The organism is Phormidesmis priestleyi ULC007, assembly GCF_001895925.1.
GTDB lineage: Bacteria > Cyanobacteriota > Cyanobacteriia > Leptolyngbyales > Leptolyngbyaceae > Phormidesmis_A > Phormidesmis_A priestleyi_A.
Genome location: NZ_MPPI01000050.1, coordinates 1 through 20,033, shown reverse-complemented (window position 1 = coordinate 20,033; position 20,033 = coordinate 1). Strand labels below are relative to the sequence as shown.

General features: G+C 48.5%; 21 protein-coding genes and 1 pseudogene. 14 read left to right on the top strand and 8 right to left on the bottom strand.

Annotated features, from left to right (window positions below; all coding sequences use genetic code 11):
- Positions 1-83 precede the first annotated feature (83 nt).
- Positions 84-1,628, top strand: a complete 1,545-nt coding sequence (locus BRW63_RS27345) for a serine hydrolase (protein WP_083583215.1) — start codon at positions 84-86, stop codon at positions 1,626-1,628.
- Here BRW63_RS27345 and obgE read toward each other — a convergent pair.
- Positions 1,625-2,665, bottom strand: coding sequence for a GTPase ObgE (obgE, locus tag BRW63_RS24035; RefSeq protein WP_073074913.1), 1,041 nt, complete (start codon positions 2,663-2,665; stop codon positions 1,625-1,627). The genes BRW63_RS27345 and obgE overlap by 4 nt on opposite strands.
- Before the next feature lie 285 nt (positions 2,666-2,950).
- Here obgE and BRW63_RS24030 point away from each other — a divergent pair, with 285 nt between their 5' ends.
- From BRW63_RS24030 to BRW63_RS24010, 6 genes are all read left to right on the top strand, one after another.
- Positions 2,951-3,340: a hypothetical protein gene (locus tag BRW63_RS24030; RefSeq protein ID WP_073074912.1), complete on the top strand. Its 390-nt coding sequence runs from the start codon at positions 2,951-2,953 to the stop codon at positions 3,338-3,340.
- Positions 3,341-3,651: 311 nt separating this feature from the next.
- Positions 3,652-3,852: a type II toxin-antitoxin system HicB family antitoxin gene (locus BRW63_RS24025; protein WP_073074911.1), complete on the top strand. Its 201-nt coding sequence runs from the start codon at positions 3,652-3,654 to the stop codon at positions 3,850-3,852.
- Complete coding sequence (locus tag BRW63_RS24020) at positions 3,849-4,061, top strand: type II toxin-antitoxin system HicA family toxin (protein ID WP_073074910.1); 213 nt, start codon at positions 3,849-3,851, stop codon at positions 4,059-4,061. The genes BRW63_RS24025 and BRW63_RS24020 overlap by 4 nt, the downstream gene beginning before the upstream one ends.
- Before the next feature lie 168 nt (positions 4,062-4,229).
- Positions 4,230-6,233, top strand: a complete 2,004-nt coding sequence (gene uvrB / locus BRW63_RS24015; RefSeq protein ID WP_073074909.1) for an excinuclease ABC subunit UvrB — start codon at positions 4,230-4,232, stop codon at positions 6,231-6,233.
- 12 nt (positions 6,234-6,245) lie between these two features.
- Positions 6,246-6,404, top strand: coding sequence for a hypothetical protein (locus BRW63_RS28585; protein ID WP_181314486.1), 159 nt, complete (start codon positions 6,246-6,248; stop codon positions 6,402-6,404).
- Positions 6,405-6,622: 218 nt separating this feature from the next.
- A complete protein-coding gene (locus BRW63_RS24010) occupies positions 6,623-7,291 on the top strand; it encodes a HEAT repeat domain-containing protein (RefSeq protein WP_073074908.1) in 669 nt (222 codons plus the stop codon).
- Between the two features lie 247 nt (positions 7,292-7,538).
- Here the strand turns inward: BRW63_RS24010 and BRW63_RS24005 are convergent, their stop codons facing one another.
- Positions 7,539-9,035: a type IV pilus twitching motility protein PilT gene (locus BRW63_RS24005; protein WP_073074907.1), complete on the bottom strand. Its 1,497-nt coding sequence runs from the start codon at positions 9,033-9,035 to the stop codon at positions 7,539-7,541.
- A gap of 227 nt (positions 9,036-9,262) precedes the next feature.
- The gene (locus BRW63_RS24000) at positions 9,263-10,195 is read right to left on the bottom strand and encodes a glycosyltransferase family 2 protein (RefSeq protein ID WP_073074906.1); all 933 of its coding nucleotides are present in this window, start codon (positions 10,193-10,195) and stop codon (positions 9,263-9,265) included.
- Positions 10,196-10,812: 617 nt separating this feature from the next.
- Here BRW63_RS24000 and BRW63_RS23990 point away from each other — a divergent pair.
- Complete coding sequence (locus BRW63_RS23990; protein WP_073074904.1) at positions 10,813-11,184, top strand: hypothetical protein; 372 nt, start codon at positions 10,813-10,815, stop codon at positions 11,182-11,184.
- 97 nt (positions 11,185-11,281) lie between these two features.
- Here BRW63_RS23990 and BRW63_RS23985 read toward each other — a convergent pair whose 3' ends face one another.
- A complete protein-coding gene (locus BRW63_RS23985; protein ID WP_073074903.1) occupies positions 11,282-11,776 on the bottom strand; it encodes an AAA family ATPase in 495 nt (164 codons plus the stop codon).
- 315 nt (positions 11,777-12,091) lie between these two features.
- Between BRW63_RS23985 and BRW63_RS23980 the strand changes: the two genes are divergently transcribed.
- The 6 genes from BRW63_RS23980 to BRW63_RS23955 all read left to right on the top strand — a co-directional run bounded on the left by BRW63_RS23980 (position 12,092) and on the right by BRW63_RS23955 (position 15,417).
- On the top strand, positions 12,092-12,712 hold the full coding sequence (locus BRW63_RS23980; protein WP_223257494.1) for a GAP family protein: 621 nt from the start codon (positions 12,092-12,094) through the stop codon (positions 12,710-12,712).
- A 159-nt stretch (positions 12,713-12,871) separates the two neighbouring features.
- Entirely contained in the window at positions 12,872-13,201 is a 330-nt protein-coding gene (locus BRW63_RS23975) for an ArsR/SmtB family transcription factor (protein ID WP_073074902.1), read from the top strand.
- Entirely contained in the window at positions 13,194-13,622 is a 429-nt protein-coding gene (locus BRW63_RS23970) for an SRPBCC family protein (protein WP_073074901.1), read from the top strand. Before BRW63_RS23975 ends, BRW63_RS23970 begins: the two co-directional genes overlap by 8 nt.
- A gap of 255 nt (positions 13,623-13,877) precedes the next feature.
- On the top strand, positions 13,878-14,489 hold the full coding sequence (gene clpP / locus BRW63_RS23965; protein ID WP_073074900.1) for an ATP-dependent Clp endopeptidase proteolytic subunit ClpP: 612 nt from the start codon (positions 13,878-13,880) through the stop codon (positions 14,487-14,489).
- A gap of 61 nt (positions 14,490-14,550) precedes the next feature.
- Positions 14,551-14,928 (top strand): nuclear transport factor 2 family protein, encoded by a 378-nt coding sequence (locus BRW63_RS23960; RefSeq protein ID WP_073074899.1) that lies wholly within the window; start codon positions 14,551-14,553, stop codon positions 14,926-14,928.
- Positions 14,929-14,940: 12 nt separating this feature from the next.
- The gene (locus tag BRW63_RS23955; RefSeq protein WP_073074898.1) at positions 14,941-15,417 is read left to right on the top strand and encodes a GNAT family N-acetyltransferase; all 477 of its coding nucleotides are present in this window, start codon (positions 14,941-14,943) and stop codon (positions 15,415-15,417) included.
- 419 nt (positions 15,418-15,836) lie between these two features.
- Here the strand turns inward: BRW63_RS23955 and BRW63_RS23950 are convergent, their stop codons facing one another.
- The 4 genes and pseudogenes from BRW63_RS23950 to BRW63_RS23935 all read right to left on the bottom strand — a co-directional run.
- Positions 15,837-17,783 carry a caspase, EACC1-associated type gene (locus tag BRW63_RS23950; RefSeq protein ID WP_073074897.1) on the bottom strand — a complete coding sequence of 649 codons (1,947 nt, stop codon included), beginning with the start codon at positions 17,781-17,783 and terminating at the stop codon, positions 15,837-15,839.
- 204 nt (positions 17,784-17,987) lie between these two features.
- On the bottom strand, positions 17,988-18,359 hold the full coding sequence (locus BRW63_RS23945) for a hypothetical protein (protein ID WP_073074896.1): 372 nt from the start codon (positions 18,357-18,359) through the stop codon (positions 17,988-17,990).
- Positions 18,360-18,530: 171 nt separating this feature from the next.
- Positions 18,531-19,916 carry a photosystem II reaction center protein CP43 gene (gene psbC / locus BRW63_RS23940; protein ID WP_073074895.1) on the bottom strand — a complete coding sequence of 462 codons (1,386 nt, stop codon included), beginning with the start codon at positions 19,914-19,916 and terminating at the stop codon, positions 18,531-18,533.
- A pseudogene (locus BRW63_RS23935) lies at positions 19,900-20,033 on the bottom strand (photosystem II D2 protein (photosystem q(a) protein)); the annotation flags it as partial. The gene psbC and the pseudogene BRW63_RS23935, both read right to left, overlap by 17 nt.

Genomic DNA, 20,033 nt, shown 5'->3' with positions numbered 1-20,033 from the left:
ATGTCCCATAAATGTAAAGGACATTTATAATAACCGTTCAAAACCTGTCAATCGATCGCTTTCATCAACCAGGGGTTATCTCAATGCGGGAATCTGGCAACGACTTAAATATGCCATCTGAGGACGGCTTCTCGCCCCATCAGCAGGATGCTAGGCGCTTTAGCAACTTGCCCACTCCCCGCCTTGCCCAACCCACGGCTCGTCCTCGTCCAGCAGAGCGTCGATCGCGCAAATCAGAGCCAGCGCGAGGTCGAAAACCAGCGACTGCTCCCGCTCTTAATGGAAAGAATCTTGCTGCCGATCGTGCGCCTTCTACTCGCGCACCCCTAAAATTTGACGAAAAACTAAAGTCTGGGCCCGATCGCCTTAGAGAACAGCGCGATCGCCGACGCAACTCTACACAGGCAGCTTCTTCGACTGGAAATCGTCGTCTTAAGCCAGTGCCAAATCCCGCAACTGGGACACACCCTCAGCGCCGCAGCCGATCGCCTCGAAAGCTCTCTAGGCTGTCTGCCAGCGCTCCGCCTCGCCCTCGGACTCGATCGGGCACCGCGATCGTTTATGGCACTCGGCTGCTCATTTTGGGGGTTGGCTTGGGGGTCTTGGCTGGCACCATTTTGTCAGCGTGGGACTCCGCTCGTTACTTTACAGCAGGCGCTTCTTCACCAGAAAAAACTGAACAAACTGCTACAGTTTCTGCAACGCCTGCCGATCAGTTGCCAATGCTGACACTAGGGCAAGAGATGTTGCCCTTAAAGAATAACCTTCAAGCGTTGGTTGCCCAGCAGACTCAACTCAGCCCTGGCATGATGATCGTTGATTTAGATACCAATGCTTATCTCAATATCAATGCCTCAGTTGCGTTGCCCTGTGCCAGCACGATTAAGCTTCCTATCTTAGTGGCATTCTTTCAAGATGTTGATGCAGGCAAGATTCGTCTTGATGAAATGCTGACCATGCGCTCTGACTTAATCGCAACTGAGTCGGGTGAGATGCAATATCAGCCAGTGGGGTCGCAGTTTAGCGCGTTAGAAACTGCGACCAAGATGATTACTGTCAGTGACAACACAGCAACCAATCTCTTGATCGATCGCTTAGGGGGCAAAGAAGCGCTCACCCAGCGGTTTCAATCGTGGGGTTTAACCAGCACCGCAATTCAGAATCGATTGCCCGACGTTGAGGGCACCAATACTAGCAGTTCTCAAGACCTCGTGACCCTGTTGGGGCTGGTCAGCAATGGCAAATTATTGTCCATGCGATCGCGCGATCGCATGTTAGATCTGATGCGCCACACCGTTAATAACTCCCTACTGCCGAGCGGGTTAGGCGAAGGCGCAACGATCTCTCACAAAACAGGCAGCATTGGCAGCATGATCGGCGATGTGGGTTTAATCGATATGCCAAGCGGCAAGCGTTATTTGATTGCGGCAATGGTCAAGCGTCCGCGCAATGACGAACGTGCAGAAGAACTGATTCGTCAGGTGTCTCGCCTCACCTATCAATATTTCAGTCAACCTGCACCCGCTCAAACCAGCGGAAATTCGGGTCAGCCAAATCAGCCTCCGGTCAGTCCTCAAACCAACCCTCAAGGCACCTCTTTGCAGAGAACCAAAGTCGCCCAACCCTAACTGATTGGTATGAGGGAGGCTTGCTCGACCTCAGCTTCTGCCTGCATTGCATCTAGCATTTGCCAAACCTGGTTGAGCAATGGCTCCAACCCCGATCGGGTGACAGCAGAAATCACAAAAACAGGCGCACCTGTGAGTTCTTTGAGTTGCGCTGCGATCGCATCTAAATCGCGATCGGGATCGACAGCATCAATCTTGTTGAATGCAATGATTTGGGGACGATCGGGTAAGCCGCGTCCGTAGGCTTGCAGTTCTTGATGGATGGTGTGATAGTCAGCGATCGGGTCGTCTGAAGTCGCGTCTACCAAATGCAGCAACAATCGAGTTCGCTCAATGTGGCGCAAAAAGTCGTGTCCTAGTCCTAACCCCGTGTGTGCGCCTTCAATCAATCCCGGAATGTCAGCGAATACGGTGCCATCTCCAGTCGGTTTGCGAACGACTCCTAAATTAGGAATCAGCGTTGTAAACGGATAATCTGCAATTTTAGGACGAGCCGCCGACAGTGCCGAAATCAGCGTCGATTTTCCAGCATTGGGTAAGCCGATGATCCCGACTTCTGCCAACAGCTTGAGTTCTAATCGCAGAAACCGACCTTCGCCCTCTTGTCCCGGCAGTGCCCGTTCGGGAGCGCGATTGTGATTGCTGAGAAAACAGTGATTTCCGGCACCGCCGCGACCGCCTTTGGCAACACAAAAGATCTGACCGTTCTCGGTGAGATCGCCCAGAAACTCGTCGGTCTGAGCATCGTAGATGACGGTGCCGCAAGGAACTTCGATGATCAAATCATCGGCTGATGCGCCCGTCCGTTTGTTATTTCCGCCTTTTTCCCCATTTTCTGCTTTATAAAGACGGTTATAGCGGAAGTCTAGCAAAGTTTGCAGGTCTTCACTCACTTGGAGAATGACAGACCCGCCTCTGCCGCCATTTCCGCCTGACGGCCCACCTGCGGGGACATATTTCTCTCGTCTGAAGCCGATGATGCCATCGCCTCCGTCACCCGCCTGAACCTGAATTTCTGCCTGATCGATGAATTGCATGACCCTAAACTCTGAAGCCCTCTGTTGTGATCTTAGATGCCTAAGCTCTTCTTGGGGTTAGTTCAGAGAAACTTAGGGAATGACCATTATAGGGTGATCTGAATTGTTTTTGGTTTGGGAGTTGTGGGCGATCGCAGGTTCGAGATGAGGGATCGGGAGAGCGATTTAATTTATTATAAAAAAGGAGATGCAACCAGTAGCCATTCCACTGTAAATAGTGACTATGAAAGCATACAAGTTTTCAGCTAAGGTGACCCCTGAAGGAATGCTCAAACTTCCTCCTCATTGCAAGAGCAACTAGCAAGCTATCAAACCGCAAAAATCACCGTTTTAGTGAGTGCCGCATTTAGTTTATGTATGTACGAAATTCACGTCTTACGGGCTTCGGCTGAGGCAGTTGAAAGTGATGAAAGATATCCTTTAGGTGAACGATACCCAATAACGATTTTAAGTCGGCAACCCGAAGGAGAAGAAACTGACTATGAACTAGCTGCTGAAAGAGCCTTTTTAGCAGGTTGGGATGATTTTGAGTTTGACATTACAAGAGCTTTAGTGGTTGCTTCCGAAAAAGAGCACCTCATTTCAGATGAAATACTTGCGGAAGCCTTTAGACACGCTCTGTTTAACGAAGCAGCAGTTGTTGTTTATACAAATTCTTTAAGTGATAGCGAGTGACAAAACTCAAAACGAATGCATATTTTTATCAACTGTCGCCTTATAAATTACAACAACATCACAATTGAGCCTAGAAAACGCAGCGACAAGCCTTCAGACGGAAAGCAAAGTGAAGGGCTGGAATCTCAAGCCGAGTAATCCTATATGACAGCAATACTCGACACCAGTTTTCTTTTTGTGTTGACTGACGAGAGCGATCGCGGCACTGGGTCTCTAAGATAAGCGATATCCCGATGCTCAATCCTGTCTTTAGACACACATGCTCATACGCTAAGATCATCATTGCAGACTTCCCAAGATAACTTGACACCATGAAAATTAAGGCGATTATTTGGCAAGAAGACAATGTATGGTGTGCCTCCGTACCCGCTCTCCCGGGGTGTCATACTTGGGGAGAGAATTATGAGCATTTATTAGAGATGCTTGAAGATGCTGTCGAAGGTTGGTTGGATGTTGCGAGTGAGCGAGAAGCAGTTGAGCCAGAGAAACAGTTAGTTGAATTATCTCTGTGAAAGCTGTTTCTGGAAAGATATTGTGCAGAATTGTAGAGCGTCATGGCTGGGAGCTTAAGCGCATCACTGGCAGCCATCACATTTATTTCAAAGAAGGAGTCGATGCAATTCTTTCTGTCCCGGTTCATGGCAATCGTGATTTACCCATTGGAACCCTAAAAAGCATCATGAAGGATGCTGGACTTACAGAAGAAGACCTGAATTTGTAGTAATCGCATATTGTAAGCGGTCTAACAAATCGATGGAGTAGCGATCGTGGTTTTCGATGGGTTGAGAATTGACAGCAATCGTATCCAAAAATGCTATCAAGCGATCGACTTCACAAGATCGCTACACTAGAGAAGAGTTTAGTTCAAATCTGGACTTCTATCTAGAACATGGCAGAATTTCACATTCAAGCTCCCTTTGAACCTACAGGCGATCAACCTAGCGCGATCGCCAGTCTCGTTAAAAGCATCGAAGCCGGGACTCAATATCAAACCCTACGCGGCGCAACGGGCACCGGAAAAACCCATACGATCGCCCGTGTGATTGAAAATTTGGGCAAGCCGACTTTGGTATTGGCACATAATAAAACTTTAGCGGCCCAGCTTTGCAATGAGTTGCGCGAATTCTTCCCTGACAACGCGGTTGAATATTTCATCAGTTATTACGACTACTATCAGCCAGAGGCATACATTCCCGTTAGCGACACGTTTATTGAGAAAACGGCATCGATCAACGACGAAATTGATATGCTGCGGCACTCGGCCACCCGATCGCTGTTTGAGCGCAAAGATGTGATCGTCGTCGCCTCGATTAGCTGCATTTATGGATTGGGGATTCCGAACGAATATCTGAACGCGGCGATTCCTCTGCGGATGGGTGAAGAAGTTAATCAGCGTCAGATTCTTCGTGATTTGGTGTCGGTGCAATATAGCCGCAATGATCTCGATTTAGGGCGAGGACGATTTCGAGTTAAAGGCGATGTGCTGGAGATTGGCCCCGCTTACGAAGATCGGATTATTCGCGTCGAGTTTTTTGGTGATGAAATTGACGCAATTCGCTACATTGATCCCGTGACGGGGGCGACTCTGCAAAGTATGGAAGCGGTGAATATTTATCCCGCTCGTCACTTTGTCACCCCAGAAGATCGCTTAGAAGCGGCGTGTGATGCGATCGATGCCGAGCTAAAACAACGCCTAGAAGAACTCGAAAAAGACGGAAAATTACTCGAAGCGCAACGTCTTGACCAACGCACAAGATATGACTTAGAAGTGCTGCGAGAAGTCGGTTTTTGTAATGGGGTTGAAAACTATTCGCGTCACTTAGCAGGTCGTGCGGCTGGCGACTCGCCCGAATGCTTAATCGATTACTTTCCGAAAGATTGGCTGCTGGTGATTGACGAGTCTCACGTCACGCTTCCCCAAATTAGAGCGATGTATAACGGGGATCAATCCCGCAAGAAAGTGCTGATTGATCACGGGTTTCGGTTGCCTAGTGCGGCTGATAATCGCCCCCTCAAAAATGAAGAGTTTTGGCAAAAGGTCAACCAGTGTATTTTCGTGTCTGCTACTCCTGGAGATTGGGAAGTCGAACTTTCTGAAGATCATATTGCCGAGCAAGTGATCAGACCAACGGGTGTCCTCGATCCCGAAATCTTTGTTCGTCCGACTCAAGGACAAGTGGACGATTTGCTAGGCGAAATTCAAGAACGGCTTCCTAAAAATGAGCGCGTTTTGGTCACGACTCTGACCAAGCGCATGGCAGAAGATCTCACCGAATATTTTCAAGAGCGAGGCATTAGAGTTCGCTATTTGCACTCAGAGATCAACTCGATCGAGCGCATCGAAATCCTTCAAGATTTGCGAGAAGGTCTGTTCGACGTGCTGATCGGCGTTAACCTGCTGCGAGAAGGTCTAGATTTGCCCGAAGTTTCGCTGGTCGCGATTTTGGATGCCGACAAAGAAGGCTTTTTGAGATCAGAGCGATCGCTGATTCAAACAGTCGGTCGGGCAGCGCGTCACGTCGAAGGTCAGGCGATTCTCTATGGTGATAATTTGACCGACAGCATGGCAAGAGCGATCAGCGTGACTGAGCAGCGCCGGGCGATTCAGCAAGAACACAACGAAAAGAACGGAATTATTCCTTATTCGATCATCAAGCGATCGAACAACTCAATTCTGTCTTTCTTAGAAGTTTCGCGCCGACTCAACGCGCAGGAACTCGATCAAGTCTATGAAAAGGCAGACGAAATTCCGCTCGAAAACATTCCGACTCTGATCGTCCAACTCGAAGCACAGATGAAAGAATCAGCCAAAAACATGGAGTTTGAAGAGGCCGCAAAGTATCGAGATAAGATCAAACATCTGCGAGATAAAATGCTGGGGCGACGCAGCTAACGACGGTGAAATATGAACGCAATTGCCCTCAAAATCCCTCGATTAACCCTGGCAGAATTTGTTGAACTCTGTCAGGTCAATCAAAATTTGCGGCTAGAAATGACTGCGACGGGAGAGGTGATCATCATGCCCCAACTTATTCTTGGACGGGGAAGCAAAACTCTGGTCTAACGGCTCAACTCTGGAACTGGAACGATCGCAGCGATGGAGCGATTAGAAGCTCCGACTACGCTATCAGGTGAAAGCTTACTACCGGGATTTGTGCTGAATTTGCAGAAGGTGTGGTGATGTTTCACTCAATCCCACCCGCTAGACGGAAATCACCCCATTGATCAGAAGCCGTGGGGTTGCTTACAATAGAAGCAGAAATATAAAGATTTGTGAAAACTATGAGTTTGAGCCTGGAGCAAATTTCGAGCCAATTAGATAGCGAAAGCTCTCGCGATCGCATGATAGCGTTGGCTTCTCTGCGAAACGTCTCAGCCGAAGATGCCGTGCCGTTGATTAAAAAAGTGCTCAACGATGAGAGCCTGCAAATTCGCTCAATGGCAGTCTTTGCGCTAGGAATCAAGCCCACCGAAGAGTGCTACCCGATTTTGGTCAAGCTTCTAGAAAACGAGAAAGATTACGGCATTCGAGCCGATGCCGCAGGTGCGTTAGGCTATCTCGAAGATGTTCGAGCGCTTGAGCCATTGGTCAGAGCTTTTTATGAAGATACCGATTGGCTGGTGCGGTTTAGTGCGGCTGTGGCGCTGGGCAACCTCAAAGATCCTCGTGCCAGAGATGTGTTAGTTAAAGCGTTGGATAGTGAAGAAGTCGTGTTGCAGCAAGCCGCGATCGCCGCTCTCGGTGAAATCAAAGCAGTCGATGCGGTGGCTCAAATCCTCCGGTTTGCTCAATCTAAAGACTGGTTGGTGCGTCAACGTCTAGCCGAAGCGTTGGGTCAATTGCCCAGTGAAAAGAGCGTTGCAGCCCTGAAGTATTTAGAGAAAGACTCCAATTCTAATGTGAGTCAATCCGCTACTTTTTCTCTTCAAAAGTTAGCAGAGCAAGCGTGAACGAGTTGCTGATCTCCAAGCATTAAAAAGCGGCATTGCTGAATAGAGGGATACTTGGGTAGGGGCAATCCCCCCGTGGTTGCCCTCCGTCAGGGGTAGGCACGGGGGCCCTACCCCTACAGCCATTTCATCCCCGCATTCTGCAATGCCTAAAAAGCTTGGCGGTGTGTTATGCCGATTTGATTTACGCGACAGACCTGTGCCCTCTCACGATCGTTCGATCGATCTGTGAACAGCGTCTATTGCCTCAAGTCGGAGTCTTATTAAAATATTCAGTCGTCATTAAGCCAGAACGACTAGAGCGACGAGTATAGTTCTTCATCATATAGTTAAGATCTTCAGGGTTAAGCGCCACCGATATTGCATCACTTTGGCTGACCATCCCCCCTTCATAAAGGTCAAAGAGCGCCTGATTAAGGGTTTGAGAGCCGTCTTTTCCCTCTTCCATCAGTTGGTAAATTTCGTCAATGCTACCTTTTTGCAAGTAGTCGCGAATCGTATCAGTGTTCAGCATAATTTCTAGAGCCGCGACCCGTCCTCCTTTCACCGTCGGCACCAGTGCTTGACCGATCACGGCCCGCAGACCCTCTACGATCTGCATTCTAACGACATCTTGTTCTTCGGGCGTGTAGAAGTTGAGTAATCGCTTGACGGCATTCACCGTGCCTTTGGTGTGCAGGGTGCCCAGGACTAAGTGCCCGGTTAAAGCGGCTCGAATCGCGGTGTCGACGGTTTCACGATCGCGCATTTCCCCGATCAAAATAATATCTGGGTCTTGCCGCAGTGCCGCTCGCAGCGCTTCCTTAAACTCTTGAGTGTGCAGCCCGACTTCTCGCTGAGTGATTAAACACTGATTAGAAGTGTGGACATATTCGATCGGGTCTTCGATCGTCACAATCTTCCGCGCTAGAGAGTCGTTGACGTGACGCAACATCGCCGCCAAAGTTGTAGATTTGCCAGAGTTGACGGGCCCAGTCACTAAGATTAAACCCTGCCGCTCTTCGACTAACTTGTTTAAAATGTCTGGCAACCCCATTTGGGCGATCGTCGGCACTTCTAGAGAAATTAATCGCAGCACCATTACGCCACCCATGATCGACTGGGCACAGTTGACCCGACAGCGTACCAATTCCCGATAGAAAATGGCGGTGTCTAGCTCCTGCCGCTTCCGAAACTGCTCGGTTTGCTCGGTTGACAAGACCTCTGCCAAAAACTCTTCAAACTGCTGCGGCGTGAGAATTCCATATTGCTCTTGAAGTCGAATGTGCCCCTGAATGCGGTAGCGCGGCACCTCACCGACCTGTAAGTGAATGTCAGAAGCCCCTTTTTTGCAAGCATCATCCACCATAGCTCGAATGGTGCCCTGGCGCTCTAGCTCACTAGGGAGGTCAAGCACGATCGAGCTTAAGCTCATGGTCTGCACACCCTGCGTCGTCGGGCCACAGTTTACCCGCGCTTGCATAAAACCCGGAATTTGAACATTTGTGTCGAGCTTTTGGGCTTCTCGATAGTGGTTGAGTTGGTCGGGGGTCAGCACTTCTTGAACATAGTGACTGAAGCGATCGGGGGTGAGAATCGGTAAATGATCTTGTGAAACCAGCTTGCCGTGAATGCGATAAAATGGCGTGCGACCAATCTGCATATACAGAGCAGTGGCACCTTGGTTATAAGCATCCTGAATCAGCAACCGGACTGAGTTGGCTGCCTGGGGCGCGGGGTTATTAGAAACCTGAGTCGCTGTCATGGCAAATCGCGTCGAGAGTGGGTAGAAAATTGTAGCCGAGAAGCACATCAGTAAAAACTGAGGAGTTTATTGAAGACGCACCCAGGGAAGACCGACCAAGCTTAGAAACGATAGTTGTGTAGATCTTAATCGAGAAATTAATGGAATCTGTTTTATATGGTTTCTTAAGTTTTATCAAAGTGAAGTGGGTTGGGACGATATCGCCCTCTCGATCGAGTGATTTTTTCCTACGATCGAGTTAAAGCAGGAGAGATTAACCCTTGAGCCGCCTTGCTGAGATAACCAATTTGACCATAGCTGTAGACCAAATTTTCAAACCGTTGAGCGGGATCGGCTGCAAATTTGACTGATTTATAGAGTCCGCGAAGCAGCCGTTCTCCACCTCGATGAAATTGCTTCAGACCTGCTTCACCGACAATTTGTTCTTGATAGCACTCGCTGATGCCTTGCCACCATCCGCGACTCAAAAACCAGCCTCGCTTGACTCGTTCGGGTGAAACATGGTGAGCGACCAGAGCGTCGGGTAAATAGGCAACTTGCCAGCCCGCTTGCAGAGCCAGTTTAGTCATGTGAAGTTCTTCATTAGAGAGAAGATTTTTGCCGACGCGCCCCAGATTTAGGTCGAATCCACCCACCTGCTCTAAAAAAGTTCGGCGAATCGAGTAGTTTAAGCCTCTAGGCGTGAGTCCGGGGCGATCGATATAGAGGACAGCAGTGCCCAAGTCATAAGCGCCTAGATTTCCGGCTAGACCATCTGAGAGCCAAGCCGGGGCGACCATTCCATCGTCCCAAATTAGGGTCACTTTGCCGCCTGCGATCGCGAGCTTTTCGTTAGTTTGGTAAGCATCCCACAGCGTTTGTAGCCACTGAGGGCTGGCGATCGCATCATCATCTAAATAAGCCAAAATTTCACTCTGGGCAGACTTGGCTCCCGTGTTGCGGGCGACCGATAGACCCATGACTGGCTCATGAACATAGCTCAAGCGAGGGTCGCTTAAACGGGCTTCTACGACTGCGCGGGTACGATCGCTAGAGGCATTATCTATCACCACGACTTCAAAATTGGCAAAATTTTGGGAGAGTAAACTGCCGATCGCAGCTCCCAAATAGTGTTCTCGGTTGTGTGTGCAAATAATAGCAGACACCTGAGGTTCAGGCATAGTTTAATTTCTGAAAAAGGATTTGCTGCTTGTCTCTTGTTTACATCACAACACATCGCGGCGAAATCAAGATCCGTAGAATTCTAGGTAAACTACGGCAGTTTGTGGTTTGCGCTGTCGCAGGACAGAACCCAATAGAGCAAACTCGACGATTTGACAGCGATCGCCTCCATTGGCAGATCGATTGCGGTAATAGTCATGTCAGGTTTACATCGTTCGTTAGCAATCTTTTGGCGGATTTCTTTGACTACATCTCCGGAAAAGCTTAACTGTAGAAATATCGCTTTCCCATGCAACGAGATATTTCTCAAACGGTCAGGGGGAAGCGATCGTACCTCCTCAAAAATTTAACATCCCAAAAAACAAAAAACTCCTGTAGAATACATCGCAGTGATGAAGTTGTGCCCCGAAATCTGATGTGACGATCAGACTCCGAGGACTTCCATCCCTAGTTAGTACCAATAACTCAGGAGGCGTTCATGATTGTACACCGTCAGCTTTGCTATGGGATCTTGAAAGGCTGGAATCAAGATCCTGCATACCCTTTTCATCCCAATGGAATGTCTGAGAAATCAGCGTTCTTGTCCTCTTTGAACTAACCGAGAGGACAAAATAATATGGGAGTTAGGACTGTGATTCCTAGCTCGATTTCGTTCACCGTTGAGTTGCGTTGCTCAACCGAAAAACGGTATCGAGTCAGTGTCACTTTGGATTTGCAAGAGCGTTACATCTTCCTTTCGTCTGGCATTCTCGTGAATGTGAGCGACAGCATTGAAGAGTTTGTTTCACAACTGAGTGAGATTGCATCCAATCAACTGGCATTGCTCAAATGGGATGGCACGAGTGACTTGACGACTGAATATCAAATCGTCCGAGTGTTTCCCGGCTATCAAATTGAACGATCTTTGGCGAAGTTCAACATCGCGATCGGTAACGGTTCACTAATTCAAGTGGAGGAATTGCACAACAAAGCTACCATTCAACTCTAGAAAGTTGGACGTTAGGGAGTCGTCACTAAATTTGGGTAGCGGCTTCCCTAATGACTCCATTCGGTGGTTGTGGTCGGAGGTGGGTTAACGAAGCCATTTAATTGAGATCATATCTAATGATGTTAAAGCCTTCGTCTGCGATCGGTGGTTGAAAATATGAAGTGATGTGGTCAAATTCTGCCTCAGACATGATCATCGAACCTTCAGGTTGTTCAGCGTTTCGTTTCCGCAATTGCTCTTTGCACAAGGAGTCAGGCGCAACAATGTAATGAAGCACATGATTCACTTTGGCTACTTCAAATATTGAACGAAACCATTGTCGCTGAGAAGGAACATTCCCTGGAAAATCTAGAACAACGGATATTCCATGTGCAAGAATGTCTTGCACGTGCTTTAAGACTAAAGGCTTCAAGCGTGACGAATATCTCAAATAATCATCAAAGGTGCCAATCTCTTCCGGGTACAACTTCGACAACCAGATATCTTCACTGATCAGAATAGCATTATGGTCTGATGCCAGCTTTTTCGACAATGTTGTCTTTCCTGATGCCATTTTTCCGCAGAAAAAGTGCAGAACGGGATCGGTCTTCATTATTCACCTCGTTACATTTTTCAAATTAACTGAATAAGCCTAACAAACTGATTATGCTGCTCGTCCTCGTGAAAGCAGTCAATCAAGCTAAAACATGAGTCAAATTTTCTTACAATCAAAATTAAGATGATCGAGGGTAAGTTTGAGCATTATTCCTTTGCTTTCCACTAGCCCGATCGTGTGGTGAGATGTCCGAAGATTAGAAACCTAGTGAGTCCTATCGCAAACTAAAGAGCATTCTATGGAAACCATACTCATTTCCCTTCTACCGTATATTATCGGCAGTGCTGTCGTACCATTGCAAATAATATCGGTTTGTTGCTACTGAACAGCCCCAAGCAGGGATTGCTCAAGGCTGTGACCTATGTCACTGGAATGACGATCACCCGTCTGTTACAGGGATTGATTTTTAGTTGGGTTCTAGCTGGGTCTGCGGCATCGACTGAGGGAAGTAGCGGTGGTAAGAATCCGATCGTTTCAACATTGCTCTTGGTGCTCGGCATTCTCTTATTGATCGCTGCCTATAAAAAATGGCGGAAGGAGGAAGATCCGGATGATCCACCCGGCAAGTGGTTGACCCTGCTCGATAGCTCAACCCCGCTAAAGGCTCTTGGAATTGGACTCGGACTGCCATTGATTGCTGCCAAGTTATGGGTTTTTACCCTCAGCGCACTGGCTACGATCGCGGCCGCACAGTTGGGGCAGCCAGCCAGCACGATCGCATACTTACTCTTCATCTTGTTGGCTGAATCTTTGCTACTGTTGCCGATCGTGTTTCGTATCCTCATGCCCACACGATCGCAATCTGTACTCGCTGAGTTTTCAGCCTGGTTGACCAGAAATAGCCGTCCAATCACCATTGCCGTCTCGCTTGTTTTTGGTCTGTTGTTCTTGCACTCCGGCATCAGTGGGTTACTTTCACAGAAAATTTCATGAGCGGTAGCACACCACGAATGAAAAGCAACAGATTCCGCCGATTAACGCAGCTTTAATCGGTGTTTTTTGCGAGGTTAGCGATCGCAGTATACAGAAAGAACATCATCCTCCTAATTCGATCGCTTGACATGCAACCAATTAGTTGCATAATATTCTAATATGGATGCAGTGTTTAAAGCCCTTGCCGATCCGAGTCGGAGAAAATTGCTCGACCAGTTGTACATTCACAACGGTCAAACGTTAGGAGAACTATGCGAACACCTTGATATGACGCGGCAAGCCGTGACAAAACATCTAGCGCTGTTAGAGACAGCGCATCTGATTGCCATCATCTGGCAGGGGCGAGAGAAACTGCATTACCTTAACCCAGCGCCGATTCAAGAAATTTACGATCGTTGGTTGAGTAAATATGAACGTCATCAATTAGACGCATTGAGTGAATTAAAACGAAAACTCGAAGAGACTAACAAGGAGCCAGAACATGGATAAACCCACCTTCGTTTATGTGACCTACATTGCGACCACCCTCGACAAGCTCTGGGAAGCTTTGACCAGCGAAGCATTCACCCAGCAGTATTGGGGAGACGGGCAACTCCAGTCCGACTGGGAGGTGGGGTCATCTGTGCAACACATCAACCCGGATGGCGAGTCTGACTGGCAAGGCGAAGTGTTGCAATCCGAGCCGCCGCAGCGACTTGCTTACACCTTCCAATTACCCAACGAAACGGAACTACAGCCATCTCGTGTGCGATTTGAGTTAGAGCAGTCCGGGACTACGGTGAAGCTCACGCTGATTCACGATCGTCTTGACACCCAAAGCTGCCTGAACGTCAGCCGCAGATGGACTGTCAGCCTGTCATACCTCAAGCGCCTGCTGGAAATCGAAGATGGATTAGCCTGGGTCGCCTGAAATCGATCGGCAATGGTCATGGAAGTTTTAATCAAACGTCAGTTCGACAGAAGTGGTTCGCTTCGATTGTGAATTCGGAAAGCCCCCTAAATCCCCCACTCGTGGGGGACTTCAAGCCAAATTTCTAGTTCAAAGTCCCCAGGATGGGGGATTTAGGGGGCAGAAGCCGCTGACAACGCAGCGAAAAAACTCGTCGAACTGACGTTAATCAATTACCAATTACTAAACTGTCAACCTCGTTGAGAGAACCACATCATGATTCCTACCGTCATTGAACAATCGGGTCGGGGAGAAAGAGCCTTCGACATTTATTCTCGCCTGCTGCGAGAGCGGATCATTTTTCTGGCAGAAACAGTCGAGTCGGAAATGGCAAATCGAATCGTAGCACAACTGCTATTTCTAGAAGCAGAAGACCCAGAAAAAGACATCTACCTCTACATCAATTCTCCCGGTGGTTCTGTGCTGGATGGTTTAGGGATCTACGACACGATGAATCACATTCGTCCAGATGTTTGCACAATCTGCTATGGGTTTGCGGCGAGTATGGGAGCGTTCCTGTTGGGTGCGGGTGCTAAGGGGAAGCGCAGCAGTTTGCCCAGTTCGCGGATTATGATTCACCAACCCTCTGGCGGAGCGCAGGGTCAGGCGGTGGATATTGAGATTCAAGCCAGGGAAATCCTCTATCTAAAACGCCAGATTAACCAGAGCATGGCGAACTATACGGGGAAATCGCTGGAGCAAATTGAGCAAGATACTGAGCGCGATTTCTTTATGTCGGCGGCTGAGGCGGTGGAGTATGGCTTGATTGATCAGGTGATCGATCGTCCCACTCTCTCCATTCAGCCTGAACTGATAGCAGCCAGATAAGGACACTGTGTTGTGTCTTTACCCAGAGAGTGCAGGTTGTTGATATTCGGAAAGAAGCGCTATGACTGAAACAGTTGAAACTCAGATTATCAACGCCGAAGAACGACTCAGGCAGGCAATGCTGGCTTCTGATGTCAGCATTTTGGATGAATTACTAGCCACCGACATCATCATCACCAGTCATCTTGGAGAATTATTAGGAAAACAAGATGATTTAGCTGCTCACGAATCGGGTTTGATTAAGATACACGAGTTAAACCCTTCTGAGCGGCAGATTCAAATGCATGGAGAGGTGGCGATCGTGTCAGTCCGAATGCAAATATTGGGTAGTTATGATGGCAGTCCTGCCAATGGTGACTTTCGTTTCACGCGAGTTTGGGCTGTTTCTTCAAGCGGAACTTGGCAGATCGTCGCTGCCCATATCGGTATGGTGACTTAACAAAGGAAACCAATGAAAGTTCGATCTGCCACTGTTAATGATGTATCTCTGATACTCTCATTCATCCAGAAGAAATCAGAATTTGACCGAAGCATTGGTGCATTCTCTGGTGTGCTGCAAGTATCCGAAGACAAAATACGCAAAACACTGTTCGGAATCATCCCCTTTTCTTACGTTTTGTTTGCATTTTCAGCCCATGAGGTCGGCTTTTCATTATATGGATTCAGGTACTCATCATTTGCAGGTCAGCCAAACATTTGGCTTGATGATTTGTATGTGGATGACGAGATGAGAAGCCAAGGTGCAGGAGCAGCATTAATGGCTCAATTAGTTCAAATAGCCCAAGAAAATGACTGTACCCATCTTGCTTGGAATGCTGATGCTCGAAATACTCGTGGGCTTCGCTTTTACGATCGGTTAGGTGCAAAAGTTACAGAGCAGCATGGTAATCGATGTTTTTTGAGATGGGTTCCGTGGGCAGATATATAGCAACCGCCACACAGATTAGGACGTTATCCTTTTTTATTATTGGCATTATCAGAGGAAATGAATAGGCGATCGCGCTTAATTCCTAGCAGAACTCCGATTTCTGTATTTGGAACCATTTGATTAACGTCAGTTCGACGAGGTTTTTCGCTTCGTTTTAGCGGCTTCTGCCCCCTAAATCCCCCATCCTGGGGGACTTTGAACCGGAAATCTTAGCTCAAAGTCCCCCAAATTTGGGGGATTTAGGGGGCTTCCCGGATTCACAATCGTAGCGAATCACTTCTATCGAACTGACGTTTGATCAAGTCATAGGTTTTTTGAATAATGGGCAGTTCGCTCATGTTAGGAAAATAAAAATTTTGATCGCGCGTTGCGCGAAAGGTGAAGGAGGGTAGAGAGCAAGAGAGCAAGAGGGTAAAGAGCTAAAGAGTCCTGGGGGAAAGGCAGACAACCCGAAAACCGATGAAGTTGCGATGATCGGGTGCGTTCTTTTCGCGATACGCAGAGCGGCATTGCCCCGGATCGCTGACCCACGAACCGCCACGATAAAGCCGATGTTCACTGTCTCCAGCTTCCCAAACGCTTCCATTGCTCGGAGCGCCGTGATAGGTATCATGCCAGCAATCGGCGCACCATTCCCAAACATTTCCGTGTGTATCAAACAGCCCAAACCCATTTGGTGGAAAACTACCGACCTTGATTAGTTGTTGTCGAAAAATTCCTTTTGCACCTTCGCCATAGGAACCTGAATAAGTCGTGCCTTCGTGTGTCCGGTCAGTACCTTGATAGTTTGCTAAATCGGTTGAGATTGTTTCACCAAAGTGAAAAGGGGTTGTAGTGCCAGCACGACAGGCGTATTCCCATTCAGCTTCACTGGGCAGACGGTAAAGCTTTCCAGTTTTTTGGGTGAGGCGATCGCAAAACTCCACGGCTTCAAACCAGGAAACTAGCACAACAGGTCGGTTTGCTCCTTGGAAGATTGTGAGGGTTGAGGAATCTGAGAGGATTAAGGGATCTGGTTTGAGGTCGTGATTGATTTTGGGTAGAGTAGAGATCGCTTTCCATTGCGCCTGAGTGATGGCAAATTTGCCTATGTGAAAAGGCGCGATCGTCACTGAATGCTGCGGATATTCATCGTCGTTTGCATCTTCTTCATTCTTAGCGGCTCCCATTTGAAAAGAGCCACCTGGAATTGAAACCATGTTTAGTGTGGTCTGATTACCCAGGTCTTCTGTAAAGAATTCGGCTTGGTTGATGCGACGATCGCTTTCCTGCCCTTGACCATTCACTGTAATAGTCTCGAAGGAGAATGTAGAACGGTTGGCTTCGAGTGACTGGATGTCTTCATTCCGTAGACCTAAAACGTGTTGATAATCTTGCAATTCGAGTCGCGTCTCTTCGGTGAGAGGATATTCTACTTGTACTGCTTCTAGAAATGCCTCGCGATAGTCGTCGAGCTTTTGCTGGAGTTCTTGATAAGGTTTTAGTTCTGCGGCTTCGATCGCTTCAGCGTCGGCGATCGATACACCTGTTTTACGAGCAATTTCCCTGAGCGATCGACTAGATAAACCCGAAAGTTTGCCATCTCTAATTCGTTTCTGAACTTCTTTGCGATAGTTGCGTTTGGGGTCACTAATCAGCGCTTTTGCTAACAAAATCTTCTCGCCATCTTGAAACACATAGCGCTCAGGCTGCATCGCTGGAGCAGCTTTACGAACCTGCTCTCTCACATAATCATGCAGTTCACTCACCGACACAGCACCATCGCCATCCAAATCCGCCGCTCCCGTTTGAATGCCCTCCACCAAATAACGAGTATAAATCGCGAGATCTTCCCCCTCTCGCTCAAACGAATATTCGGTAGCTGCCGAAGAAGTCAAGACAATTCTGCCGCGACCGCCCAACTGTTGCTGAAAGTCGATCGTGCTTCCAGCATCTCTTGCCTTCATGCCTTCTGGAAATGCCCCACTGTGGCAACAGTCTAAAATAATCACTTGCCGCTCTGAGTCGCAGTTTTCCATCAGGTCATGCACAAACCCCGCTTCGACCACCGTGGCTTTGTTGAGTTTGCCTGCCTTCTGCGTGTCGCAGTTGGTCAGGAAAAATTTGCCATACTCATCCGTGACCCCATGCCCAGAGAAGTAGAGCAACACGAGATCATCGGTGTCGCGATCGCCAAACAACTCAGCGATCGCGCTCCGCATCTCTAGCAACCCAGGATTTGGCAGCCGCTTGATCTCATCAAACGCCCCAAAATCTGGATGCTGCAAAACGCCCTGCATTGCCTCAATGTCTCTGACTGCCGCAGGCAAGGGATTGAGTCCCGGTTTATATTCACTCACTCCAATCAACAGGGCAACCTTAGTCATTGATCCACGGCTTATTTAATGCTGTTTATTTAACGTGAGTTCGACGAGTTTTTTCGCTTCGTTCTCAGCGGCTTCTGCCCCCTAAATCCCCCAAATTGGGGGACTTCAAGCCAAAATTTCCGGTTCAAAGTCCCCCAATTTTGGGGGATTTAGGGGGCTTCCCGAATTCATCATCGGAGTGAACCCCTTCTATCGAACTCACGTTTATTTAATCTGCGCCAATCGTTGAATCGTTTCTTCTGCTGCCAAAAGCTCGGCTCTACTACTCGCTTCAAACTCGAACTCTCGCCCATCGGAAAATTTGGCTTTACCTTTGATCGGCTTATCTCCGAGGCGATCGCCCAAAAACCCAAACAGCGTTTTGACACTTTTGGTACTGACCTCAGCCTGAAGCAAGCCCCACAAAAACGCCCCGATCGCCCGACTTCCTTCTGGTGGATTTGGATCAACCACGCGATCGACCTTAACCCCCGGCATTTTTTTGATCTGTTCCCAGACAGTCTGAGTCAGTTTTTCTTGCTTGGCAATACTGGTTGAATCTTGGAAATCGATCGTCAGTTCAATTTGATCCGTCATAACTGGAGGGCATAGGAGTACTGGATTGAATTCTAACCTCTGACAGCAGAAAGACTGTGACGCACCGAAGAACAGACTCGATCGCCCAAAACCGATCCATCTACCTATGAGAAAGGCTCCCGCTTTTACACAGGAGCCTTAAGTTAAAGGTTATTCAGCTAATCTCAACCACTAGTCAAGATTAGGCATTGACAATACGGGTTCAGATTCACGATCGATTCCCCGTTCAAAACCAGCCACCGCTGCACGAGCACGACCCGCGTGCCACAGGTGACCGACTAAGAAGAAGAAACCCATCACAAAGTGGAACGAGGCTAACCAGGCACGAGGAGACACGTAGTTAAAGGAGTTGATCTCCGTCGCTACGCCGCCCACTGAGTTAATAGAACCCAAAGGTGCGTGAGTCATATACTCAGCCGCTCGACGAGCTTGCCAAGGTTGAATGTCATTCTTAATCTTGTTCAGATCAAGACCGTTTGGACCCCGGAGAGGCTCCAACCAAGGACCACGGAAGTCCCAAAAGCGCATCGTCTCACCACCAAAGATGATTTCACCTGTGGGAGAACGCATCAGATATTTACCAAGACCCGTAGGACCTTGAGCAGAACCGACGTTTGCACCCAAGCGCTGGTCACGAACCAAGAAGGTCATCGCTTGAGCTTGAGACGCTTCAGGGCCCGTAGGGCCGTAGAACTCACTCGGATAAGCGGTGTTGTTAAACCAAACAAAGCAAGAGGCAATGAAGCTCATCAGAGACACTGCACCGATGCTGTAGGAGAGATAAGCCTCACCCGACCAGACAAGCGCCCGACGTGCCCAACCAAAAGGCTTGGTTAAGATGTGCCACAGACCACCTGCAATACAGATCAGAGCAACCCAGATGTGACCGCCGACAATATCTTCAAGGTTGTTGACGCTGACAATCCAGCCGTCGCCCCCAAAAGGAGACTTCAGCAGATAGCCAAAAATAATGGCAGGGTTGAGGGTAGGATTCGTGACGACGCGCACGTCTCCACCGCCCGGTGCCCAGGTGTCATAGAGTCCACCGAACGCCATCGCTTTCGCAACCAACAACAGTGCGCCCACACCCAACAAAATTAGGTGATAGCCGATGATGTTAGTCATCTGGTTCTTATCTTTCCAGTCGTATCCAAAGAAGCTAGAGTATTCTTCCAGAGTTTCAGGACCGCGAACGGCGTGATAAATGCCGCCAAAACCCAGAACTGCTGAAGAAATCAGGTGCAAAACACCTACTACAAAGTAAGGGAAAATGTCAATAACTTCGCCGCCAGGGCCCACACCCCAGCCCTGAGATGCCAGGTGAGGAAGCAGGATCAAGCCCTGCTCATACATGGGCTTTTCGGGAATAAAGTGAGCAACCTCAAACAAGGTCATCGCTCCAGCCCAGAACACAATCAGACCTGCATGAGCGACGTGAGCGCCCAACAGTTTACCAGAGAGATTGATGAGGCGGGCGTTACCTGACCACCAGGCAAATCCTGAGGATTCCTGGTCGCGATTGCCCGCTACGATCGAACTATTAGAGAGCGTTACCACGGGGCAGAACCTCTTCAGGGAATACAAATTTTTCGTGAGGCTGGTCTTGAGAAGCCATCCAAGCGCGGATGCCTTCGTTCAACAAAATGTTCTTCGTGTAGAACGTTTCAAATTCGG

Coding starts and splice junctions, on each gene's coding strand:
- BRW63_RS27345 (WP_083583215.1), top strand. CDS start 84: ATGCGGGAATCTGGCAACGACTTAAATATGCCATCTGAGGACGGCTTC.
- obgE (WP_073074913.1), bottom strand. CDS start 2,665: ATGCAATTCATCGATCAGGCAGAAATTCAGGTTCAGGCGGGTGACGGA.
- BRW63_RS24025 (WP_073074911.1), top strand. CDS start 3,652: ATGAAAATTAAGGCGATTATTTGGCAAGAAGACAATGTATGGTGTGCC.
- uvrB (WP_073074909.1), top strand. CDS start 4,230: ATGGCAGAATTTCACATTCAAGCTCCCTTTGAACCTACAGGCGATCAA.
- BRW63_RS28585 (WP_181314486.1), top strand. CDS start 6,246: ATGAACGCAATTGCCCTCAAAATCCCTCGATTAACCCTGGCAGAATTT.
- BRW63_RS24010 (WP_073074908.1), top strand. CDS start 6,623: ATGAGTTTGAGCCTGGAGCAAATTTCGAGCCAATTAGATAGCGAAAGC.
- BRW63_RS24005 (WP_073074907.1), bottom strand. CDS start 9,035: ATGACAGCGACTCAGGTTTCTAATAACCCCGCGCCCCAGGCAGCCAAC.
- BRW63_RS24000 (WP_073074906.1), bottom strand. CDS start 10,195: ATGCCTGAACCTCAGGTGTCTGCTATTATTTGCACACACAACCGAGAA.
- BRW63_RS23990 (WP_073074904.1), top strand. CDS start 10,813: ATGGGAGTTAGGACTGTGATTCCTAGCTCGATTTCGTTCACCGTTGAG.
- BRW63_RS23985 (WP_073074903.1), bottom strand. CDS start 11,776: ATGAAGACCGATCCCGTTCTGCACTTTTTCTGCGGAAAAATGGCATCA.
- BRW63_RS23975 (WP_073074902.1), top strand. CDS start 12,872: ATGGATGCAGTGTTTAAAGCCCTTGCCGATCCGAGTCGGAGAAAATTG.
- BRW63_RS23970 (WP_073074901.1), top strand. CDS start 13,194: ATGGATAAACCCACCTTCGTTTATGTGACCTACATTGCGACCACCCTC.
- clpP (WP_073074900.1), top strand. CDS start 13,878: ATGATTCCTACCGTCATTGAACAATCGGGTCGGGGAGAAAGAGCCTTC.
- BRW63_RS23960 (WP_073074899.1), top strand. CDS start 14,551: ATGACTGAAACAGTTGAAACTCAGATTATCAACGCCGAAGAACGACTC.
- BRW63_RS23955 (WP_073074898.1), top strand. CDS start 14,941: ATGAAAGTTCGATCTGCCACTGTTAATGATGTATCTCTGATACTCTCA.
- BRW63_RS23950 (WP_073074897.1), bottom strand. CDS start 17,783: ATGACTAAGGTTGCCCTGTTGATTGGAGTGAGTGAATATAAACCGGGA.
- BRW63_RS23945 (WP_073074896.1), bottom strand. CDS start 18,359: ATGACGGATCAAATTGAACTGACGATCGATTTCCAAGATTCAACCAGT.